This window comes from Natronospirillum sp., assembly GCF_022565775.1.
In the GTDB taxonomy this organism is placed as follows: Bacteria; Pseudomonadota; Gammaproteobacteria; order Pseudomonadales; family Natronospirillaceae; genus Natronospirillum.
On record NZ_JAIUMC010000066.1, the window covers coordinates 1 to 16,890 of the forward strand.

Genomic DNA, 16,890 nt, shown 5'->3' on the forward strand with positions numbered 1-16,890 from the left:
TCGTTCACGTCCTCGGCCAGCCAGACCTTGATCAGGGACTGGTAGGGCATGTCCCGTTTGTTGGCTTCTATCTTGATCCGGTTCAGCAGAGCTTCCGGCAAGCGAAGCGAGATGGTTTTTGTTGAGGGTTTCAGCTTCGGGAAAGAGGCTGGAGCTGCCTGCTTCCAGTCCACATACTCTGACGAGTCATGCGACTCCCAGAACGAGCGTTCTTCTGCTTCAGTTTTGAATTCAGGAATTGTTTTTGGCTTGCTCATAAACAGCCCTCTCTTTACGGTGCATGTCGCGAGCAGAAATCACGCGAATGAGTGAGTTCTGTTGTCTTAATGTGAATGTGAGGTGCAGTCGCCTCCCGTCATCCGTTTGACCGAGGGCATGGAAACGGGTTTCAGTTTGACTGTGGTGAGTATCCGCCAATACCAGCAAGGGCTCATTGAAGAAGACAGCCTCCGCTTCATGTTGGCTGACCCCGTGCTTTTCCGAATTCTTGCGAGCGTTGCCCGTGTCCCAGTCAAAACCGGTGACCTGTGCCCAGTTGATCATTCTTGTATATTACCAAGATATACAAGAATGATCAATCTTTGTAGCTGCGTTGCAATTTCATGCAAGGTGATGGGCTGAGTGACCGCAGCCAATTGTTCAGCAGCACCTTATTTTGCCACAATAGGCGCCCGCCTCGGAACTGGACAACCGCACGGCCATGGCCACACCCAAGTCACTGCTGTTTCAGTTGCACCGGCACTGGGACCTGATCGAACACCTGACGCGCCACTCGCGCACGCTGCCTTCATTCGAAGAAGAGCAGGTGCTGGCGCTGATCGGTCGGTTTTCGCCGGAGGCCGATGAGCATGAGAAGGGTGCCCAGTTGCGCAGCCTGTGCAATGCGGATGTGCTGCAATGGCTGAGTCGCAGCAACAGCCTGCAACTGAACCCGCTGGTGCTGGAGTTTGCCCGCGGTCTGACGCGGGAGCATGAACTGGGGCTGTCGTCGGTGCTGAAGGCTCGGGTGGAGGCGATTCGCTCGGCCACTGAGGCACTGCAGCAAGGCCTGGAAGAGCAGGACAACGACCGCCTGCGCCAGGCGGCCACCCAGCTGTCGGAACTGTTTCGCCAGATCAGCCAGCAACTGGATCAGGACCGGCACGCCATCATGGAACTGGCCGAGCAGGCCAAGGCCAAGGACGCCGCCATGCCTCTGGCCAAGCGCTACCGCGCCGTGCTGGAAGCCTATGACCAGTATGTCGAACCCATGAACGAGATGATGGACAGTGGCCTGGGTGGCACCTTCTATCCGCATCTGGAAGCGGCCGAACGGGCGCTGGATCAGGCCACGGAACAGCTCTCGGTGCGGGGCGCGCTCTACAGCCATCGCCTGCAACTGCGTCAGGTGGCCTATCAGGCCAAGGAACTGCGCCGCATGGGGCGGCTGGTCGCCCAGCAGTGTGCCGAAACCCTGCTGCCGCTGCGCGAAGAGGCGCGGCAGCACAATCAATTGACCACAGCGGTCAGCGCACTGCTTGGACTGGTACGCAAACAGGGGCTGCGCCGCGCACTGCGCAGCCCGGGCCTGCACGCCCGGCTGCCGCTCTGGCTCACCAGCCGCCAGCGTCGGGTCAGCGTCGGCGACGAAGTGAAAACCATCATGGCCGAGGCACGGGATTTCGAACCGGTGCGTCATGACTTCCCGGAAGAAGCCAGCGCCGACCCCCTGCCCCTGACCGAGTGGGTGGACGAGCAGGCGCTGAAGAGGGCACTGCAGGAAGCCCTGCCGGTCGACAACCCGCTGCACTGGCTGCAGCAGCGCTACCCGCAGTTGCCGGATGTCATCACCCTGAGGCTCTATCATGACCTGGTGCGCGACGACCAATGGGCTGCCCTGCTGCAGGACGATGAAACCCGCACCCCGCTCAAGACCGTCCGGGTGCGCTATCATCCGCACCGCCTGCAGCCTTTGACCGAACCGGAAGGATCGTCTGCATCATGACTTCAGCACCGGTGAATCTCGACAAGCTGCCGTCCCTGGATGAACTGTTTCGCTGGTTCAACAGCGGCAAGCACCTGAATCGACAGGCGGAACCGGCGCTCTGGGTCGAACTGGACAACAATCTCGAGGCCTACAAGGCCCTGTTCAGTGCCCTGGGTTACGAGCTGCGCCTCGATGAGCGCGGCTTCGCCTGGTTCCACACCGAAGAGGCCAGCGGCACCACCAGCAAGACCACCCGCCAATTGGCGCTGCTGTTCATGATGATTTTCGACACCCAGGCCGATGCCGGCAAGGCCCTGCTGCGCTTCGACGAATGGCGGCTCGACACGGCGTTTCTGCACCAGTTGATGGAACAGCATCAGAGCCTGCTGGAAGCCGAAGGCCTGGACCAGGAGGGCCTGAAAAGCCTGCTGGATGCAGCCGTCCGCTTCGGGTTTGCGCAGTACGAAAACGGCCACTGGCGTTTGCTGCCGGCTGTGTGTCGGTATCTGGACCACTTCGAGGCGCTGGCCGACCATCACCACGAGCAGGCGCGCGCCGACACCCTGTATGAAGAAGACACTGTCCCCGAAACCAACAACGCGCAGGACGAGGACGAGACATGATGCAATTCGGCTTTCAGCGTCTGGTCCTGCTCGGCAGCGCCGGCTATCAGCGGGCGGAACTGCCGCTGGACGATTCGGTGTCCCTGATCGCGCCCAACAATACCGGCAAGACCAGCCTGATCAATGCGTTGCAGTTTTTGCTGATCATCGACAAGCGGCGCATGGATTTTGGCGCCCATGAGTTCGACAAGACCCGCCGCTTCTACTTCCCCAACAACAGCGCCTATATCCTGCTGGAAGTGAGCCTGCCGCAGAGCGGAACCGTGGTGCTGGGCTGTGTTGGCAAGGGCGTGGGGCACGACTACGAATACTTTGCCTATCAGGGCCCGTTGGTGGTGGAGGACTATCGCCTGGACGACGGCCGGCTGGTCGGCCAGCCGCAACTGATCGAACATCTGGCCTCCCGTGGCCGACTGGTGTATCGGTACAACTCGACCGAGTTCGCCGAGCTGGTCTATGGTGGCCGCCGGCAGCGGGCGCAGGGCGAGCCGGATTTCACCGTGTTCAAGCTGGAAAACCCGTCGGACGCGCGGGCCTTCCGCCAGGTGCTGACACGCACGCTGCGGCTCGACAAGCTCAACTCCCGGGACGTCAAAGCCTACCTGCTGCAGATTTTCAAGCGCGACCTGCCGGATGCCAACATCGACTTCAAGCAGGAGTGGGACAAGGCCTTTGCCGAGGTCAACGCCGACCGCGCCCAGTACGATGCCGCAAAAAAACAGCAACGGCGCATTTCAGAGCTGGAAGGCCTGTATGAACAGCGCCGCGAACTGCGCGGCAAACTGCTGGACTGGCGCCCCCGGATCGACCAGGGCCTGGCCGACTGGCAGGCCTACTATGAACAGCAGAGCGCCGAGTTTACCGGGCAGGAACAGCGGCTGCGGGAACAGGAAAAGCAGCAGACCCGACAGGACCGGGAACTGACCGAACAGCGCCTGCAGCACCGCCAGCGCCTGGGTGAGCTGCTGGCGCAATTGAACGAACAGCAGCAATTGGCCGACCGGTTTGCGCTGGTCGCTGAGCGCAGCACACTGGAGCAGCAGGCACAGGCGATTCAGCAGGCGCTGGAGGCACAGATCACCCTGGTCAATCAGGCCAGCAGTCGGCCCGCACAGTCGATTCGCAGTGAACTGCAGCGCAACCAGCAGGAGCTGTCTGCCCTGCAGCAGACCCTGGCCAACCTGGATGACAACCTCTATCTGACGCTGGCCCGGCACCTGAGCGAGGCCGAGCTGCAGCGGCTCAACCGGGTTCTGAGCCGGGGCGCCCTGACGCTGGGCAGCGATCAGTTTCAACTGGATCCACAGACCCTGAAGGCCACACTGGCCGACAGCAGTGATGAGCAACTGCATCTGGTCGGGCTGACCTTGAGGTTGGACGAACTGAACGCCCAGCACCACCAACTGAGCCGTACCGAGTTGCAAGGCCAACTGGAGGATCTGAGTCAGCGTCAGGAGGCGCTGGCCGAGCAACTCGAGGCCGCCGAGGCCATGGACGCGGCGCGGGCGAAAAAGCAGCAACTGGAAAAAGACCGAACCGCCATCGAGGCGGATCTGGCGAGTTTCGATCGGCTCGCCGAGCTGACCACCGGTGCCGAAGCGCGCGATGCCGAGCGTCAGGGTCTGGAACAGCAACTGGCCGAGATCGAAGCGCAACTGAGCGAGTCGGAAGCCCGCGCCGAGCAACTGCGGCAGGCGCTTTATGACGTTCAGCAGCAACAGAACCGGCTGGATGACAAGCACCGTCAGATTGCCCGTATTCGGGAACAACGCGGTGACGACGGCGAACCCTTCACCTTTCTGGCCGATCTGGATCATCAGCCCTGGCTCGGCGAGCCGGACTGGTCGCTGGAAGAGCTGGCCGACAAACTGGGCGAATACCAGCAGGGCTGTCGACGCCTGCTGGATCTGGACCGGCAACTGCTCACCGGGCTGGCGGAACTGCATGCTGCGGGGCTGACCAAGTTCCAGTTCAGTGACGACCGTGACACCGAGCTGCAGCGCATTATCCGCTTCAGCCACCAGCTCGAACAGGAGTTCGAAGCGCTGGAGAAAAAGGCCCGCAGCGCCGTGGTCAATGTCACCGCCAGCCTGCGTGAGCTGCGCGATGGCCTGTTCGCCTTCAAAGGCAAGATGCGCGAGTTCAATCGGCTGATTGGCCACCGCCAGTTGTCGGACCTGAAAACCTTCAAGATCGAACCGATGGATGAACCGCAACTGGTCGAAGCCATAGAAACACTGATCGACACAGCCTCGCGGGTCGACAGTGGCGACACCTTCGAGCTGTTCAACCACGGCAGCGTGCTGGACGACGCGGATCTGGACCGCGCCAAACAGCGGCTGATCGATGAAGGCAATGCCCGCCAGGGCCTGCGCGTGGCTGACCTGTTCCGGCTGGTGTTTGTGGTGGGCAAGGTCGACCAGCCGGAAGAGGCCTTCGATGACATCGACAGCGCCGCCTCCAACGGCACCGTCCTGATGGCCAAGCTGGTGACCGGCCTGGCCATGCTGTATCTGATGCAGGACAAACGACACCCGGTGCGCACGCTGTGCTATCTGGATGAGGCGCTGGCGCTGGATGCCCACAACCAGCGCAGCCTGATCGACACCGCCAGTGAGTTCGGGTTTGCGCTGATCTTCGCCTCGCCCGCACCGCTGACCACGGCCCGCTACTGCGTGCCCATCCAGCACAGAGACGGCAGGAACCACATCAGCCGGCAGAGCTGGCAGATTCTGGAATCGCTTGAGGCTGAGACATGAGCAAAGCCCTGGCTGCCGCGCTGGCCAAGCTGAGCCGGGCAGACAACGGCGTGCTGGCCGGTTCCAGCCTGACCACGGCCCAGCGTCGGGCCGCCGACGACTTTGCCCGCCGTACCGGCGCCGTGGCGCTGCAGCGCTCGGGGCGGGGCACGGTGTATCGCATACTGCAACCGGCGGTGGTCGAGCAGCACTGGCGGCATCTGTCACCGGATGGCCTGGCGTTCGACGGCCAGTCGGCCCCCGAAGACCAGCCGGCAAGAGCCGGGCATATCGGCCAGTTCCGCGACAGCAAGGGCGGCCAGCACGGCCATGAGCATCACTATGTGCTGCTGAAAACCACCCGCCCGGATCTGAGCTGGCAGAACGAGCAGGGTGAGCAAGTGGCGCTGGGCGAGCAGACCCGACTGCAGGGCGCCGCCGCCCTGGATGTCAGCCTGCCAACCGCCTGGCAGTGCCCGGGACCGCTCTGGCTGGTCGAGAATCAGGCCCTGTTCGACCGAACGGACTGGCTGCCGGATGACTCCGCCAGCCTGATCTATTACCGGGGTCAGCTCTCCCGCGCACTGCTGGCCTGGCTGCAACGGCTGCAGATCGGCGGCTCGCTGGTGTTCTTTCCCGATTATGACGGTGTGGGGCTGAGCAATTACTGCCGGCTGCACGAAGCGCTCGACCCGCCGCCGCAGTTCTGGCTGATGCCGCACTGGGCCAAGAAACTGCAGCGCTACGGCCAGCCCCAGCTCTGGAAAACCCAACTGGATACCTGGTTGTCTGCCGAGCAGTATTTGCGGGCGCATTGCTCAGATCCGGAACTCATGGAACTGCTGGCGCAGATGAAGGCACTGGGCCTGGCACTGGAGCAAGAGGCGGTTTGGTTATAGGCGTGAACGCGAATGGAGCGGGCTGAGTTATTGGGTTACAGGTGCCAATGAAGATTTGAGTGGCAGAAACAATCGGCGATCGTGCGATTCCAGAGGCACAAAACCAAACTGCTCATAAAAACGCTGGGCATTCTGATCAATGGCATCGACAACCATCGCATAGATGGCGATGTCATCGCTGACTGCCAGAGTTCTCTTGAGCGCATTAGCCAGTAACATCCGACCTACTCCCTGGCCTTGGGCGGTATGGCTGACCGCCAGCCGGCCGAGTAATGCTGCCGGTATTGGGTGGCGGGGCAGTTTACGTGCGACCTCTGTTGGCAACAGACTGAGTTCGATAGAGAGCGAAGATAGTGTGTAATAGCCCAGTATCGACGCTGAGTGTTCTGTTTCAGTGGCCACAAACACCTTGCTGACGCGCCGTTTTACATCCTGTTTGGCCTGCTTTTGGATGTACCGGTTCAATGCATCATTGCCGCAATTGAAAGCTGGCCGGTCGTGCTCACTACTCAGTGGTTGGATGACAAGATTCGGCCGGGAGGTCATCTGCTGGTTACACGCTGATCATGCTCTTCGAAGGCATCCAGCAGCTTTTTATTCAGTTGCACCGGCTTTGACAGGGCCTCCAGAAAGGCTTCGGAGTCTTTTGTATTCAGGCGCATCACCTCATGCTCTTGAACTGTTTTCTCTGCCGTCGTCATAGCGCTGGTCAGAATAAAACTGCTCACCGTCTTGCCTTCAAAGCTGGCAGCACGCTCCAGCAATGCCTTGGCTTCCGGTTTGAGGCGCAGGTTGATGCGTTCCTGTTTGATATCTTTGATCACGCTCATGGTCAATACCCTCCGCAAGGGTTAATTCATACAGCCAAATGTACGTCAAAAAGGTGCCTTTGTAAAATTCATTAGTCCTGAAAAAGCTTGGAGACAGTCACACCTCTATTGACAGCCACCGGGTGTGAGTTAGCATGGACCTTCATCGTTCAGGTGCCCCTAAGGCAGTTCTCTGCCAGGGGATAATCGGGAAGTATGGTGCGGCCGGAGGCCCTGCAGTCTCCGCCAATTCCATCGCTGCCCCCGCATCGGTAATGGACAGTTACTGATCTTCTGCACAGGCCACTGGCTCCATGAGCTGGGAAGGCGCAGAAAATCGAGTCCAAGCCCGAAGACCGGCCTGAACACGCAATGTCTCTGACAGGGTACGGTGGGTGCCCGGAGGATAAAAATCGTGTTCAACCCCTATGGTCCTGCCCGCTCTCGGCAGGTCGGTTCGACGTACCCGCATGCAGCGGAGAGCCCGGCAGCATGCCTGGGTGATCGGACTTCCAATCCCTTGTTCCAAGTTTTATTTGGCGGTGCCCCTGCAGCCACAGGTGATGCGCAGCGGCCGACTGTTTCCCGACAGGTGTTGAGAGAGAGGTTGTTATGTTATAACATAACAAATGATACAGAGTCTCAATACGGCATGCACGGAGGCCGCCCCGCATGACACAAAGCACTGCAACAGACGTCAACCCAGGTGAGTTCACCTCGCCCGACTTTGTGCTCTTCGTTGTCTCCAGCTACTCCGTCAGTCGCCGCCGCATCGAGCAGTTGCGCGCCACCGTGCGTGATCATGCCGGTGTAGCCGCCGATCTGATTCGGTTGGATACCAATGGCCCAGACCTGCTGACTGCACTGGATGATCGGGTGGCTCAAGGCTACCGGAGCATCCGCGTGCAGCCCCTTGGCCTGCCGCTGTCCGACAGCTTGCTTAACTGGTTGCCCGGCGTGCTGTCACATTGGCGGGATACAAGGTCTGCCGCTGCGCAGATTCTGCTTGGGTCCGATCAGGCCGCTCAGCAGGCCGGCTGGGGTGAATTTCTCTCGGCCATGCTGGCTGAACCCGCCACCCCCATCGAAGACGACATACAACCCTCGCTGGGCAAACCCGGCTGGACCGACGTGCCCGCCTTCCGCCATCACCTTCTGGTGTGCACCGGCCCGCGCTGCCAGATCCATGGCAGCAACCCGCTGCTGCAGCAACTTCAGGAGACCTGCCGAAGCCAGGGCGTGTATCAGGACTGCCTGATCACCCGCACCGGCTGCATGTGCCCCTGCAATCAGGGCCCGCTGCTGGCCGTGTATCCACAGGGCGGCTGGTACCGGCTGAGCGATACCCAGGCCGTGGAAGATTTTGTGCGAGAAGTGCTGGTCGAGGGCCAGGAATGTGCCCGCCTGCGCGTCCATCAGACTGAAACACCGACACCGAATTCAAAACCAATTTTCAGGGAGAGCACCATTGAAACCGCTGCACCGACTGATTCCGACTTCGACACTGGCTCTGGGGCTGACATTGGCACTGACACAGGTCTCGTTGGCCAATACTCTTGAGAGCTGTGGTGGCAGCTTCACCTTTGATGCAGCGCCTGAGCGCGCCATCACGCTGAACCAGCAGGCTACCGAAGTCATGCTGGCGCTGGGTCTGGAAGAGCGCATGGTCGGCACCGCCTACATGGATGACGAGATACCGGAACAGTGGCGCGACGCCTACGATCAGATACCGGTGCTGGCCGAGCGCTACCCGGCCGCCGAAGTGGTGCTGTCTGCCGATCCGGATTTCCTGTTTGCCGGCTTCGCCTCGGCATTCTCGCCCGACAACCTGGGCTCGGAGAGCGACTGGCATGATCTGGGTGTGGGCACTTACATCGTGGACGCCTCCTGCAGCGACTGGCACGCGGCTGATGAACCCAAGACCACCGCGTCCATCTACAACGACCTGCGCGAAGTGGGTCGGGTGTTCGAGGTATCTGACCGTGCCGAATCCCTGATCGAGGACATCGAGCAGCGCCTGGCTGCGGCCACAGAAGGCCAGCCGGGCAACAACCGCAGCGTGTTCGTGTATGACAGCAACCTGGACAGCCCCTTCTCGGTGGGCTGCTGTGGCGGCCCGGCATTGCTGATGAACCTGGTGGGGTTGGAAAGCATTTCCGCCGGGGAAGAGGGTAACTGGGCCACCCTGTCGTGGGAGTTCGTGGTTGAAAACGACCCGGAACTGATCGTGCTGATCGAAGCCGACTGGTCCACCGCCGATGAGAAGCGCCGGCACATGGAGTCCGATCCGGTGCTGTCCGAGCTGACGGCCGTGCAGGAAGGCAACTATCTGGTCATTCCGTTCTCCGAGACGCTGCTGGGCATGCGCTTTGTCGACGGGGTTGAACGACTGGCTGCGGAACTGGAGGCGCTGGATTGAAGTCAGCACCACTGACACTGGTGTTGCCGCTGATTGCCCTGGGGCTGGCCGCGGCCATGCTGGCCGGTGTGTTCTGGGGCACGGCGGCCATAAGCTGGCCGGACCGCTGGAGCATCTTGCTGCGTGCCGACACGGCACCGCGCAACCTGTCGCTGATTGTCTGGGAGTGGCGCATGCCGCGCGTGCTGCTCAGCGGGCTGGCCGGCGCTGCTCTGGCCCTGGCCGGCGTGCTGATGCAGACCGCACTGCGTAACCCGCTGGCCGACCCCTATCTGATGGGGCTGTCGTCTGGGGCCTCTGCGGCCGCCGTGGCCGCCATCATCTGGCTGCCGGGCGGGCTGGTAGAGCAGTTGGGTGTGCCGTTGATCGCCTTTGTCGGGGCGCTGCTGGCGTTCGGCATGACGCTGGGTTTTGCCCATCGGCCGGGGCGCGGCATGACGCCGTTGATCGTGATTCTGGCCGGGGTGGCGGTATCGCTGATGTTTCAGTCGGTCACCGCCTTTTTGCTGTATTTTGGTGACCCGCACGCCACCCGCAATGCGCTGGGCTGGCTGATGGGTACTGCTGCCGGCAGCCGCTGGGGCGATGTGCCCCTGCTGGCCACGGTGGTGGTGATACTGGGGATTGTGGCCATGCTGGGCCGGGGCGTGCTGGATACCCTGCTGCTGGGCGACGAGCGGGCCCAGGCGCTGGGGATATCGCTGCCGCTGGTGCGCCTGTCGATCTATTCCGCGGTAGCCCTGCTGACCGCTTTGACCGTGGCCAACCTGGGCATTGTCGGTTTTGTCGGGCTGATTGTGCCGCACATGGCGCGGCTGCTGGTGGGTGGCCGCCATGGCGGGCTGATCCCCGTGGCCATGCTGGCTGGAGCCGTGGTACTGGTGCTGGTCGATCTGGCCTGCCGCCTGCTGCTGGCCCCGGAAGAGTTACCGCTGGGCGTACTGCTGGCGCTGCTGGCAGCGCCGCCATTCATAATATTGTTGAGGCGAGTCAATCATGCGCTCTGAACCTTTGCTGCAACTGCGCGAGCTGACCCAGGTGGTCAACGGCAAACGGCTGGTCGACGGCCTGAGCCTCTCGGTGCGGCCCGGTGAGTTCCACGGCCTGCTGGGGCCCAACGGAGCCGGCAAGACCACCGCATTGCGCTGCCTGTACCAGAAGAAGATGCCAACCTCGGGCGAGATACTGCTGAACGGGCGCCCCATGGCAGACTACAGCCGCACCGAATGGGCCCGCCGCACCGGTGCGCTGATTCAGGAGAACGCCCCACTGCACGGCCTCAACGCTACCGACGTGGTGGAGATCGCCCTGCTCGGCATGCGCCTCACCCCCGCCCAGCGCCGCCGCCGCGTGCACGAAGCACTCGACCTGTCCGGCCTGACCGAAGCCACAGACCAGCAGGCCAGCGAGCTCTCCGGTGGTGAACAGCAGCGCCTGCACCTGGCCTGCCTGCTGGCCCGCGACCCGGAAATCTACCTGCTGGACGAACCCACCAACCACCTTGACCTGCACTACCAACTGCGCCTGCTCGACGCCATCCGCGACCGTGGCCGCACCGTGCTCGCCACCCTGCACGACCTCGCCCTGGCCAGCCGCTACTGCGATCAGGTCACCCTGATCGACCACGGCAAACAGGTCGACCAGGGCCCGCCGCTGGACGTACTCAGCACCGATAACCTGCGCCACACCTACCGCGTGCAGGGCAGCGTCAGCAAGCAGGGGCTGCACCTGGTGGCGGCGGTCTAAGCACCCCGCTGCCAGAACACTCCATACAAAAGCAGACTGGACGCACCCTGAACCTTTGGCTAGGCTGTCAGTTATGACCACTGTACGGAGCACGACCACACTCAGGGACTGACACACCGCAACACCTGTTCCATCCTCCAACGTCAGCCCCAACCTTGGAATGCCAATTCACCCGGACGGGCGGAAGCGTGTCCGAAGGAAGCCCCCATGTAGGCGCGTGGCTTGCCCGCGCTTGGCGCTGAAGGCGCCCCATGTAGGCACTACACCCAACCACAACCCCCTGTAGGCGCGTGGCTTGCCCGCGCTCGGCGCCGCAGGCGCCCATGCAGGCACTACACGCAAATACAACCCCTGTAGGCTGCGGCCTTGGCCGCGCATGGTGAGCCAGGCGCAAGGACCAGAGACTGCTGCCGCAGAGACCCATCTCTTCAAACTGCCGCCCACCACCAAAAACCCGGCTCACAGATCGTCCAGCGGACTCTTAACCCCGCGCTCATGGGAGCCTATAACATGGGTGTAAATGGACGTGGTGTTGATATCGGAATGGCCCAGCAATTCCTGAATATTTCTCAGGTCTGTTCCAGCACGCAGCAGATTGGTCGCAAAGCTGTGACGAAAGGTATGGCAACTGGCTTTCTTGTAGATGCCAACCTTCTTCACGGCGGTTGATACTGCACGTCGAACCTGTTGCTCATCGATATGGTGACGGCGAATGACCTGACTCCTCGGATCTACACTGCGTTTTCTGGCAGGAAAGACGTATTGCCAACCCGGACTTGTCGGCGTGTTTGGGTACTTGCGCGCCAGCGCACCCGGCAAGTAGACCGCTCCGTAACCCTCTGCGAGGTCCTGCTGGTGCAAAGCCAACGCCTTGTCGACCTGGGCCTTTAACCGGCTGGTCAATGATTGAGGCAGGACTGTGCGACGCCACTTTTGGCCCTTGGCCTCTCGGACAATGAGGCAACTTTGGGCAAAATCGATGTCCTGGACCCGAAGTCGAGTTGCCTCCATTACTCGGAGGCCCGATCCATAAAGCAGACTGGCGACCAGTCTGTTCTCGCCTTCAAGGCAATTGATCACAGCCATCGCTTCCTCGTGCGTGAATACCGTTGGCAATGTGCGAGCCTTGGTCGTTCTGTCAAAATTTAGCGGGGGCAACTCCCGACCCAAGAACTGTTTGTACAAAAACACAATGGCATTGAGCGCTGACTTTTGGGTGTTGATGGCAATATTGCGATTGTTAGCCAGATGGCTCAGCCAGGCATCAATCTCTGCAGCGCCCATTTGTTCGGGGTGCTTCCGGCCGTTGAAACGGATGAAATCCCGAACCCAGCCGCAATAGGCTTTCTCGGTGCGATAGGCCAAGTGTCTGGCGCGCATGAAGGCACGCAGTCGATCCATGAAGCGGGTGGGCTGCTGAGGCAGTGGTGGCGGTACGTCATACATGAAGAGTTTTCCAGAATGCTGTTTGTAATTACAGTACTCTGCTGTGACAATGGCTCAACTGTTCCCAGGTGTAGAAATGATCATTCTGATCGTCATTTGGGTTGGCGGTGCGAGAATTGAAAGTAACACCGAGAAATCAGCAGGTTACGAGGTAAGCGTCAAACTGGGATAGTCATCAAAGTGATTATATTTCCAGGGCCATCTTGGAATGGACGACCCAAGGAGAGTTTATGGGATGTGGCTCTCAGGGCATTATAGAGATAAATTCAACAGTGGATAGTGGTCAATGAAATATGATCACTTTGACGACTATATTAATGTTATGTTGTCAAGGTCGGGTATGGAAGAAATTAGCGAGCTATGGCTCAGATATAACGAGTATTCAAACAAGCTGGCAGACGCCCTTGGACGGACAAGCAATATTGTTGGGGAGTACGCCGAGTATCTTGCGTACAAGTATTATGGCGGTAGGCTTCTTGAAATATCTGGATGCAGTGCAGATATTGAATCCGAAGATGGCACTCTGTATCAAGTCAAGTCCAGAAAAGTCAAGGGTACACCTACAACACAGCTTAATGTAATTAGATCTTGGGATTTCGATTTTCTGGTTGTTGTCTTGTTCGATGCAAACGGTGCGCTTACAAAGGCTCTAGAGGTCCCGGTCGATGTTGCCAAAGAATACGGAGCTTCCAACAGCCACCAAAATGGTTGGGTTATAACGACCACCAAGAAGTTCCTGAATGATCATCGATCAAAGAATATCACCGTTGCACTGGGAGCTTACAACAAATGAAACATAACCAAGCGCATCACTACGCAGCCTTCGGCTGCCGGACGCTCGCAAGCTCGCGCCGGTGTGCGCGGCGTTAAATTTCTGAAGGAGGCGTAGATGGAACGTCAGTATCCTCAAAGGGTTAATAATCACCAACTGGAAGAAGCCTCTGAGAGATTTTTCCGTAATCTCCTTCCTAGAAATTGGACTTGTGAAAAACCTGGCCAAGATTACGGGGTTGATTTGAAAGTTGACCTCTATGATGAGCAGGCGGCAACAGGGCTTGAACTTTTAGTGCAACTGAAAGCTTCAGAAGATGGTGAAGGCGGAGAAACTGAGATTATCAGATTGCGAACAGCAACCTATAACCACCTTTGGGATAAACTTCAGGTGGTCATGCTCGTTAAATATATAGAATCAGAAGGTACAGCATACTGGCTGTTTCTGAGCGAAGTTCCAGAGCCAGACCAAGCTCAAGAGACATTTTCCGTCCATATTCCAAAAAGAAATGTTTTGAGTGAGGTTGATTGGGACCAGATTTACCAGCATGTTCGCGAGGTAACAGATGAGAAACTGGCGATGCGTCGCAGAGACCGGCTTCAGAGAACTGAAATTTAACAAAGCATTACAGCGGACAAGCCGCTGAATGCGGCGTTATGAGTATCCGAGGGAGTGATAGCCAATGAACGACAAACAGTTCACGAGAAACTTACAATCAGTTGGGCAGTCCTGCTTCGTGAAATACTTCGATGATTTCGCGTCATCTACCATGCCCAGAGAAGATGTCATTGAGAAGCTAAAGTCTGAAACGAATTACACAGAGAAGTCCTGCATTTCTCGAACAGGTCACGCCAGAAGCATCATTGCCGCTGGCTTGGCAGCCAAAGCGCTTAGAAAGGTAATGAGTTCAGATTCAGCTATGGTATCTGAAGAAACTAGGGAAAGAGCCAATGAGCTACTTAAGCGCTACAACACATAACCATGCGCAGCACTACACAGCCTTCGGCTGTCGGACGCTTGTTCCTCGCGCCGGTGTGCTTGGTCGTTATATGAATCGAGGATTGAGCTAAATGGGAAGGGATCTGACCCTATATTCAAAGAAGGCAAACAGAGCTGACCTGAAATGCTATTTGGAAGGGTTGGGGTTCAAGAAATGTTTGCATTTTTGGGACTGGCCGAAAGGAACTCTCAACTACTCTTGGTTTGATTACGAAGATTTTCGGTCAATCGATGGTGTTTCGGCAGATGTTTATCCCGTTTCAGGCGAAGAGCTAGAGGTTACCGGAAACGAGTGGGCTTTACATGTCCGCAACCTATATAGCGCTAGTTGGCATGATGTAAAAATGCTAAACGATGTACTCCGAGGAGCGCGAAAACGCTTCGGCGGGACTATTAAGGGAGATTACGGAACTAATCGTTATGCGCCATTGTGGGAGGATGACAGCACCCCGATTAGTAGAGGGATTTCTGCAACGTACAGCCATGTTCAGCGAGAGCTCTCAGCAGTACGGTTTGCCCTGCCAGGTCCCTCCGCCCATTTTGCCGAGCCAACAGGTGGAAAGATTGACGATTTTATTGAATATACTCAAACATTAGATCCCAGCAGGGTTTTGTATAATGGCTTAGTGCCTTTTTCTGTTGCAATGTTTGAGTATTTTTTCTCCCAAGCTTTCCAGATTTTGATCAAATACGATAATTTTGCGCTTGAAAAGCGTCAGTCCCATCGGCAGAAGCTTGATTTTGATACTCTTCTTGAAGTGGAACGGAAAGAGGAGACAGTCGAGAGTGTCATAGCCAGGAACTATACATTTCAAAACATCGATCAACTGAATAAAGCCTACAAAGATTGGCTGGGAATTGATGTAAGGAAAATTCTGTACAAAAAGAAAAGAATCGGAAGTTCGGTTACTTTTTTAGAGAATCGGATTGCAGACATAATCCAGTACAGACACGGCATTGTGCACCACTTTGCAATAGATAGATCTCTGACGCAGCAGGGATATATTCATATTCTCGAGGCTGTCGAAAAGGCTATAGCCGAGTTTATTGCCTTCATTGAACGTAGATATGACTTCAAAGTTGATGACCACTTATAAATCATATAACCAAGGGCTGCAGCCGACCGCTTTTCCGCTGCCGCTCCAAACCGGCAGCTGAGCCCAAGCGTTATGTGTGCAGGTGCACTTGCCACTCAAAGGTGTTGGAATGAAATTCTCTGACGAATTAATGGTCGCTCTAGCCAACTGGCAGAAAGGATGGCGAGAGGATCAAGAAGAACGAGAGCGCCTTTCTCGTGAGTTACTATCGGCCGTTGAAACTCTCGATGAAAAATTCAAGCGTGTCTCCAAGCCATGCTACAGAAAGCGCTTTCTTCATCATGGCGAATTAGTCGACATTGTACTGAAAGACGAGAAGCATGAAGGCGTGGTTAGTTGGACTACAAACCAAGAGTTTGCAGAACGCTTCAAGGGGTTACAAAAAACTGATGCAGTATCGGGGGCGATTTTTGAACATACCCCAAGCGAAGAAGAGGTCATCGTTAATATTTGCGAGTTATGGAGAAATCCAGACTTCATTGATGCTGCTGAGAAATTTGAAGCGGAACACCCTGATGTGGCGAAGCCGTTATTTCATTTCAAAGACTCCCAAGGTGAAGTGATTCTAATATCTCCATTGAAAGCTTCCGAAATTATCGCGCTTACTGGAGCATCAAGCCCTTTTGATGATCTGTGTGACAGAGAGGGTATTCCGGAGGAGCAAAGAGATGATATTTTTAAAAAACTGGTGGGTAGCGGTCAAACTCCTGGAGAGCTGAAGTATACCAGCAGAGAGAGCGCTCAACGGATTATTGACAATACTATCCGGAGAATCCACGACAAAGTTAAAGCCTATAAAGCAGAGCATGGTGGCGAGTAAGACACATAACCAAGCAATCAAGTTCGCTCCCTGCGGTCGCCGGACGCTCGTTCCTCGCGCCGCTTATTGCGAACGTTATGCGTAATGAGATCCAAATGAACTATGGCGAATAATTGGAATATTCCAGCATGGCTAGAAAAGGAAGTCCGAGAGCGGGATGCGGTCTGCGTGTATTGCGGCAATGAATTTTTGCCACACAAGGAGTCAGCCAAAGCATCAGTAAGTTGGGAGCACATTATCAATGATGCAAAAATAGTCACCAGAGAGAATATCGCTCTCTGCTGTCGCGGTTGTAATGCAAGCAAAGGGCAAAAGCAGCTTTCAGTTTGGCTACAAACTGCCTATTGCAAAGAGCGCGGCATTACCCCCGAATCAGTTGCACCAATTGTTAAGCAGGCAATTAAAAATGGGCAGTAGAGTCACGCATAACCAGGCGCATCACTACACAGCCTTCGGCTGTCGGACGCTCGTTCCTCGCGCCGGTGTGCTTGGTCGTTATACCTAGTGTCCCGAGTGGTTAATTAGTATATTTAATGATGATATAATCATCGCCCAT

General features: G+C 57.4%; 19 protein-coding genes and 1 riboswitch. Of the genes, 14 read left to right on the plus strand and 5 right to left on the minus strand.

Translation table 11 applies throughout. The features are described from left to right. Both LAT62_RS11810 and LAT62_RS11815 read right to left on the minus strand, forming a co-directional pair. Positions 1 to 257: BrnA antitoxin family protein (locus tag LAT62_RS11810; RefSeq protein ID WP_293383901.1), on the minus strand; the 257-nt coding region annotated here is incomplete at its 3' end. Then, entirely contained in the window at positions 232 to 543 is a 312-nt protein-coding gene (locus LAT62_RS11815; RefSeq protein WP_293383904.1) for a BrnT family toxin, read from the minus strand. The genes LAT62_RS11815 and LAT62_RS11810, both read right to left, overlap by 26 nt. Before the next feature lie 157 nt (positions 544 to 700). Between LAT62_RS11815 and LAT62_RS11820 the strand changes: the two genes are divergently transcribed. From LAT62_RS11820 to LAT62_RS11835, 4 genes are read left to right on the plus strand one after another with little or no spacing between them, the layout of a single operon-like run. Then, positions 701 to 1,984: a hypothetical protein gene (locus LAT62_RS11820; RefSeq protein ID WP_293383907.1), complete on the plus strand. Its 1,284-nt coding sequence runs from the start codon at positions 701 to 703 to the stop codon at positions 1,982 to 1,984. Further along, positions 1,981 to 2,589 (plus strand): hypothetical protein, encoded by a 609-nt coding sequence (locus LAT62_RS11825; RefSeq protein ID WP_293383910.1) that lies wholly within the window; start codon positions 1,981 to 1,983, stop codon positions 2,587 to 2,589. The genes LAT62_RS11820 and LAT62_RS11825 overlap by 4 nt, the downstream gene beginning before the upstream one ends. Further along, a complete protein-coding gene (locus LAT62_RS11830; RefSeq protein ID WP_293383913.1) occupies positions 2,586 to 5,348 on the plus strand; it encodes a hypothetical protein in 2,763 nt (920 codons plus the stop codon). Before LAT62_RS11825 ends, LAT62_RS11830 begins: the two co-directional genes overlap by 4 nt. After that, a complete protein-coding gene (locus tag LAT62_RS11835) occupies positions 5,345 to 6,226 on the plus strand; it encodes a hypothetical protein (protein WP_293383916.1) in 882 nt (293 codons plus the stop codon). The genes LAT62_RS11830 and LAT62_RS11835 overlap by 4 nt, the downstream gene beginning before the upstream one ends. Before the next feature lie 27 nt (positions 6,227 to 6,253). On the opposite strand, the gene LAT62_RS11840 is transcribed toward LAT62_RS11835, so the two are convergent. Both LAT62_RS11840 and LAT62_RS11845 read right to left on the minus strand, forming a co-directional pair. Then, positions 6,254 to 6,772: a GNAT family N-acetyltransferase gene (locus tag LAT62_RS11840; protein WP_293383919.1), complete on the minus strand. Its 519-nt coding sequence runs from the start codon at positions 6,770 to 6,772 to the stop codon at positions 6,254 to 6,256. Continuing rightward, positions 6,769 to 7,056: a DUF1778 domain-containing protein gene (locus LAT62_RS11845; protein WP_293383922.1), complete on the minus strand. Its 288-nt coding sequence runs from the start codon at positions 7,054 to 7,056 to the stop codon at positions 6,769 to 6,771. The genes LAT62_RS11840 and LAT62_RS11845 overlap by 4 nt, the downstream gene beginning before the upstream one ends. A gap of 134 nt (positions 7,057 to 7,190) precedes the next feature. After that, positions 7,191 to 7,415, plus strand: a riboswitch (cobalamin riboswitch). Positions 7,416 to 7,707: 292 nt separating this feature from the next. Here LAT62_RS11845 and LAT62_RS11850 point away from each other — a divergent pair. Genes LAT62_RS11850 through LAT62_RS11865 form a run of 4 tightly spaced genes read left to right on the plus strand, consistent with a single transcriptional unit; the run spans position 7,708 to position 11,200 of the window. Beyond that, positions 7,708 to 8,595 (plus strand): hypothetical protein, encoded by an 888-nt coding sequence (locus LAT62_RS11850; protein WP_293383925.1) that lies wholly within the window; start codon positions 7,708 to 7,710, stop codon positions 8,593 to 8,595. Next, the gene (locus tag LAT62_RS11855) at positions 8,504 to 9,454 is read left to right on the plus strand and encodes an ABC transporter substrate-binding protein (RefSeq protein ID WP_293383928.1); all 951 of its coding nucleotides are present in this window, start codon (positions 8,504 to 8,506) and stop codon (positions 9,452 to 9,454) included. The genes LAT62_RS11850 and LAT62_RS11855 overlap by 92 nt, the downstream gene beginning before the upstream one ends. After that, positions 9,451 to 10,461 carry an iron ABC transporter permease gene (locus LAT62_RS11860; RefSeq protein ID WP_293383931.1) on the plus strand — a complete coding sequence of 337 codons (1,011 nt, stop codon included), beginning with the start codon at positions 9,451 to 9,453 and terminating at the stop codon, positions 10,459 to 10,461. Before LAT62_RS11855 ends, LAT62_RS11860 begins: the two co-directional genes overlap by 4 nt. Further along, the gene (locus LAT62_RS11865) at positions 10,451 to 11,200 is read left to right on the plus strand and encodes an ABC transporter ATP-binding protein (RefSeq protein WP_293383934.1); all 750 of its coding nucleotides are present in this window, start codon (positions 10,451 to 10,453) and stop codon (positions 11,198 to 11,200) included. Before LAT62_RS11860 ends, LAT62_RS11865 begins: the two co-directional genes overlap by 11 nt. A gap of 459 nt (positions 11,201 to 11,659) precedes the next feature. Here LAT62_RS11865 and LAT62_RS11870 read toward each other — a convergent pair whose 3' ends face one another. Beyond that, positions 11,660 to 12,646: an integron integrase gene (locus LAT62_RS11870; protein ID WP_293383937.1), complete on the minus strand. Its 987-nt coding sequence runs from the start codon at positions 12,644 to 12,646 to the stop codon at positions 11,660 to 11,662. 286 nt (positions 12,647 to 12,932) lie between these two features. Here LAT62_RS11870 and LAT62_RS11875 point away from each other — a divergent pair, with 286 nt between their 5' ends. The 6 genes from LAT62_RS11875 (at position 12,933) to LAT62_RS11900 (ending at position 16,751) form a co-directional block, all read left to right on the plus strand. Beyond that, complete coding sequence (locus LAT62_RS11875; protein ID WP_293383940.1) at positions 12,933 to 13,439, plus strand: hypothetical protein; 507 nt, start codon at positions 12,933 to 12,935, stop codon at positions 13,437 to 13,439. 96 nt (positions 13,440 to 13,535) lie between these two features. Then, positions 13,536 to 14,036 carry a DUF4365 domain-containing protein gene (locus LAT62_RS11880; protein ID WP_293383943.1) on the plus strand — a complete coding sequence of 167 codons (501 nt, stop codon included), beginning with the start codon at positions 13,536 to 13,538 and terminating at the stop codon, positions 14,034 to 14,036. 64 nt (positions 14,037 to 14,100) lie between these two features. After that, positions 14,101 to 14,397, plus strand: coding sequence for a hypothetical protein (locus LAT62_RS11885; protein ID WP_293383946.1), 297 nt, complete (start codon positions 14,101 to 14,103; stop codon positions 14,395 to 14,397). 91 nt (positions 14,398 to 14,488) lie between these two features. Continuing rightward, a complete protein-coding gene (locus LAT62_RS11890) occupies positions 14,489 to 15,514 on the plus strand; it encodes a hypothetical protein (RefSeq protein WP_293383949.1) in 1,026 nt (341 codons plus the stop codon). A 109-nt stretch (positions 15,515 to 15,623) separates the two neighbouring features. After that, on the plus strand, positions 15,624 to 16,334 hold the full coding sequence (locus LAT62_RS11895) for a hypothetical protein (protein WP_293383952.1): 711 nt from the start codon (positions 15,624 to 15,626) through the stop codon (positions 16,332 to 16,334). A 102-nt stretch (positions 16,335 to 16,436) separates the two neighbouring features. Then, a complete protein-coding gene (locus LAT62_RS11900; protein ID WP_293383955.1) occupies positions 16,437 to 16,751 on the plus strand; it encodes a hypothetical protein in 315 nt (104 codons plus the stop codon). Positions 16,752 to 16,890 lie beyond the last annotated feature (139 nt).

Bases quoted from the DNA above. Each gene is read 5' to 3' on its own strand.
- LAT62_RS11815 (WP_293383904.1), bottom strand. From the start codon at position 543: ATGATCAACTGGGCACAGGTCACCGGTTTTGACTGGGACACGGGCAAC.
- LAT62_RS11835 (WP_293383916.1), top strand. From the start codon at position 5,345: ATGAGCAAAGCCCTGGCTGCCGCGCTGGCCAAGCTGAGCCGGGCAGAC.
- LAT62_RS11830 (WP_293383913.1), top strand. From the start codon at position 2,586: ATGATGCAATTCGGCTTTCAGCGTCTGGTCCTGCTCGGCAGCGCCGGC.
- LAT62_RS11820 (WP_293383907.1), top strand. From the start codon at position 701: ATGGCCACACCCAAGTCACTGCTGTTTCAGTTGCACCGGCACTGGGAC.
- LAT62_RS11870 (WP_293383937.1), bottom strand. From the start codon at position 12,646: ATGTATGACGTACCGCCACCACTGCCTCAGCAGCCCACCCGCTTCATG.
- LAT62_RS11880 (WP_293383943.1), top strand. From the start codon at position 13,536: ATGGAACGTCAGTATCCTCAAAGGGTTAATAATCACCAACTGGAAGAA.
- LAT62_RS11895 (WP_293383952.1), top strand. From the start codon at position 15,624: ATGAAATTCTCTGACGAATTAATGGTCGCTCTAGCCAACTGGCAGAAA.
- LAT62_RS11825 (WP_293383910.1), top strand. From the start codon at position 1,981: ATGACTTCAGCACCGGTGAATCTCGACAAGCTGCCGTCCCTGGATGAA.
- LAT62_RS11900 (WP_293383955.1), top strand. From the start codon at position 16,437: ATGGCGAATAATTGGAATATTCCAGCATGGCTAGAAAAGGAAGTCCGA.
- LAT62_RS11850 (WP_293383925.1), top strand. From the start codon at position 7,708: ATGACACAAAGCACTGCAACAGACGTCAACCCAGGTGAGTTCACCTCG.
- LAT62_RS11840 (WP_293383919.1), bottom strand. From the start codon at position 6,772: ATGACCTCCCGGCCGAATCTTGTCATCCAACCACTGAGTAGTGAGCAC.
- LAT62_RS11845 (WP_293383922.1), bottom strand. From the start codon at position 7,056: ATGAGCGTGATCAAAGATATCAAACAGGAACGCATCAACCTGCGCCTC.
- LAT62_RS11885 (WP_293383946.1), top strand. From the start codon at position 14,101: ATGAACGACAAACAGTTCACGAGAAACTTACAATCAGTTGGGCAGTCC.
- LAT62_RS11865 (WP_293383934.1), top strand. From the start codon at position 10,451: ATGCGCTCTGAACCTTTGCTGCAACTGCGCGAGCTGACCCAGGTGGTC.
- LAT62_RS11875 (WP_293383940.1), top strand. From the start codon at position 12,933: ATGAAATATGATCACTTTGACGACTATATTAATGTTATGTTGTCAAGG.
- LAT62_RS11890 (WP_293383949.1), top strand. From the start codon at position 14,489: ATGGGAAGGGATCTGACCCTATATTCAAAGAAGGCAAACAGAGCTGAC.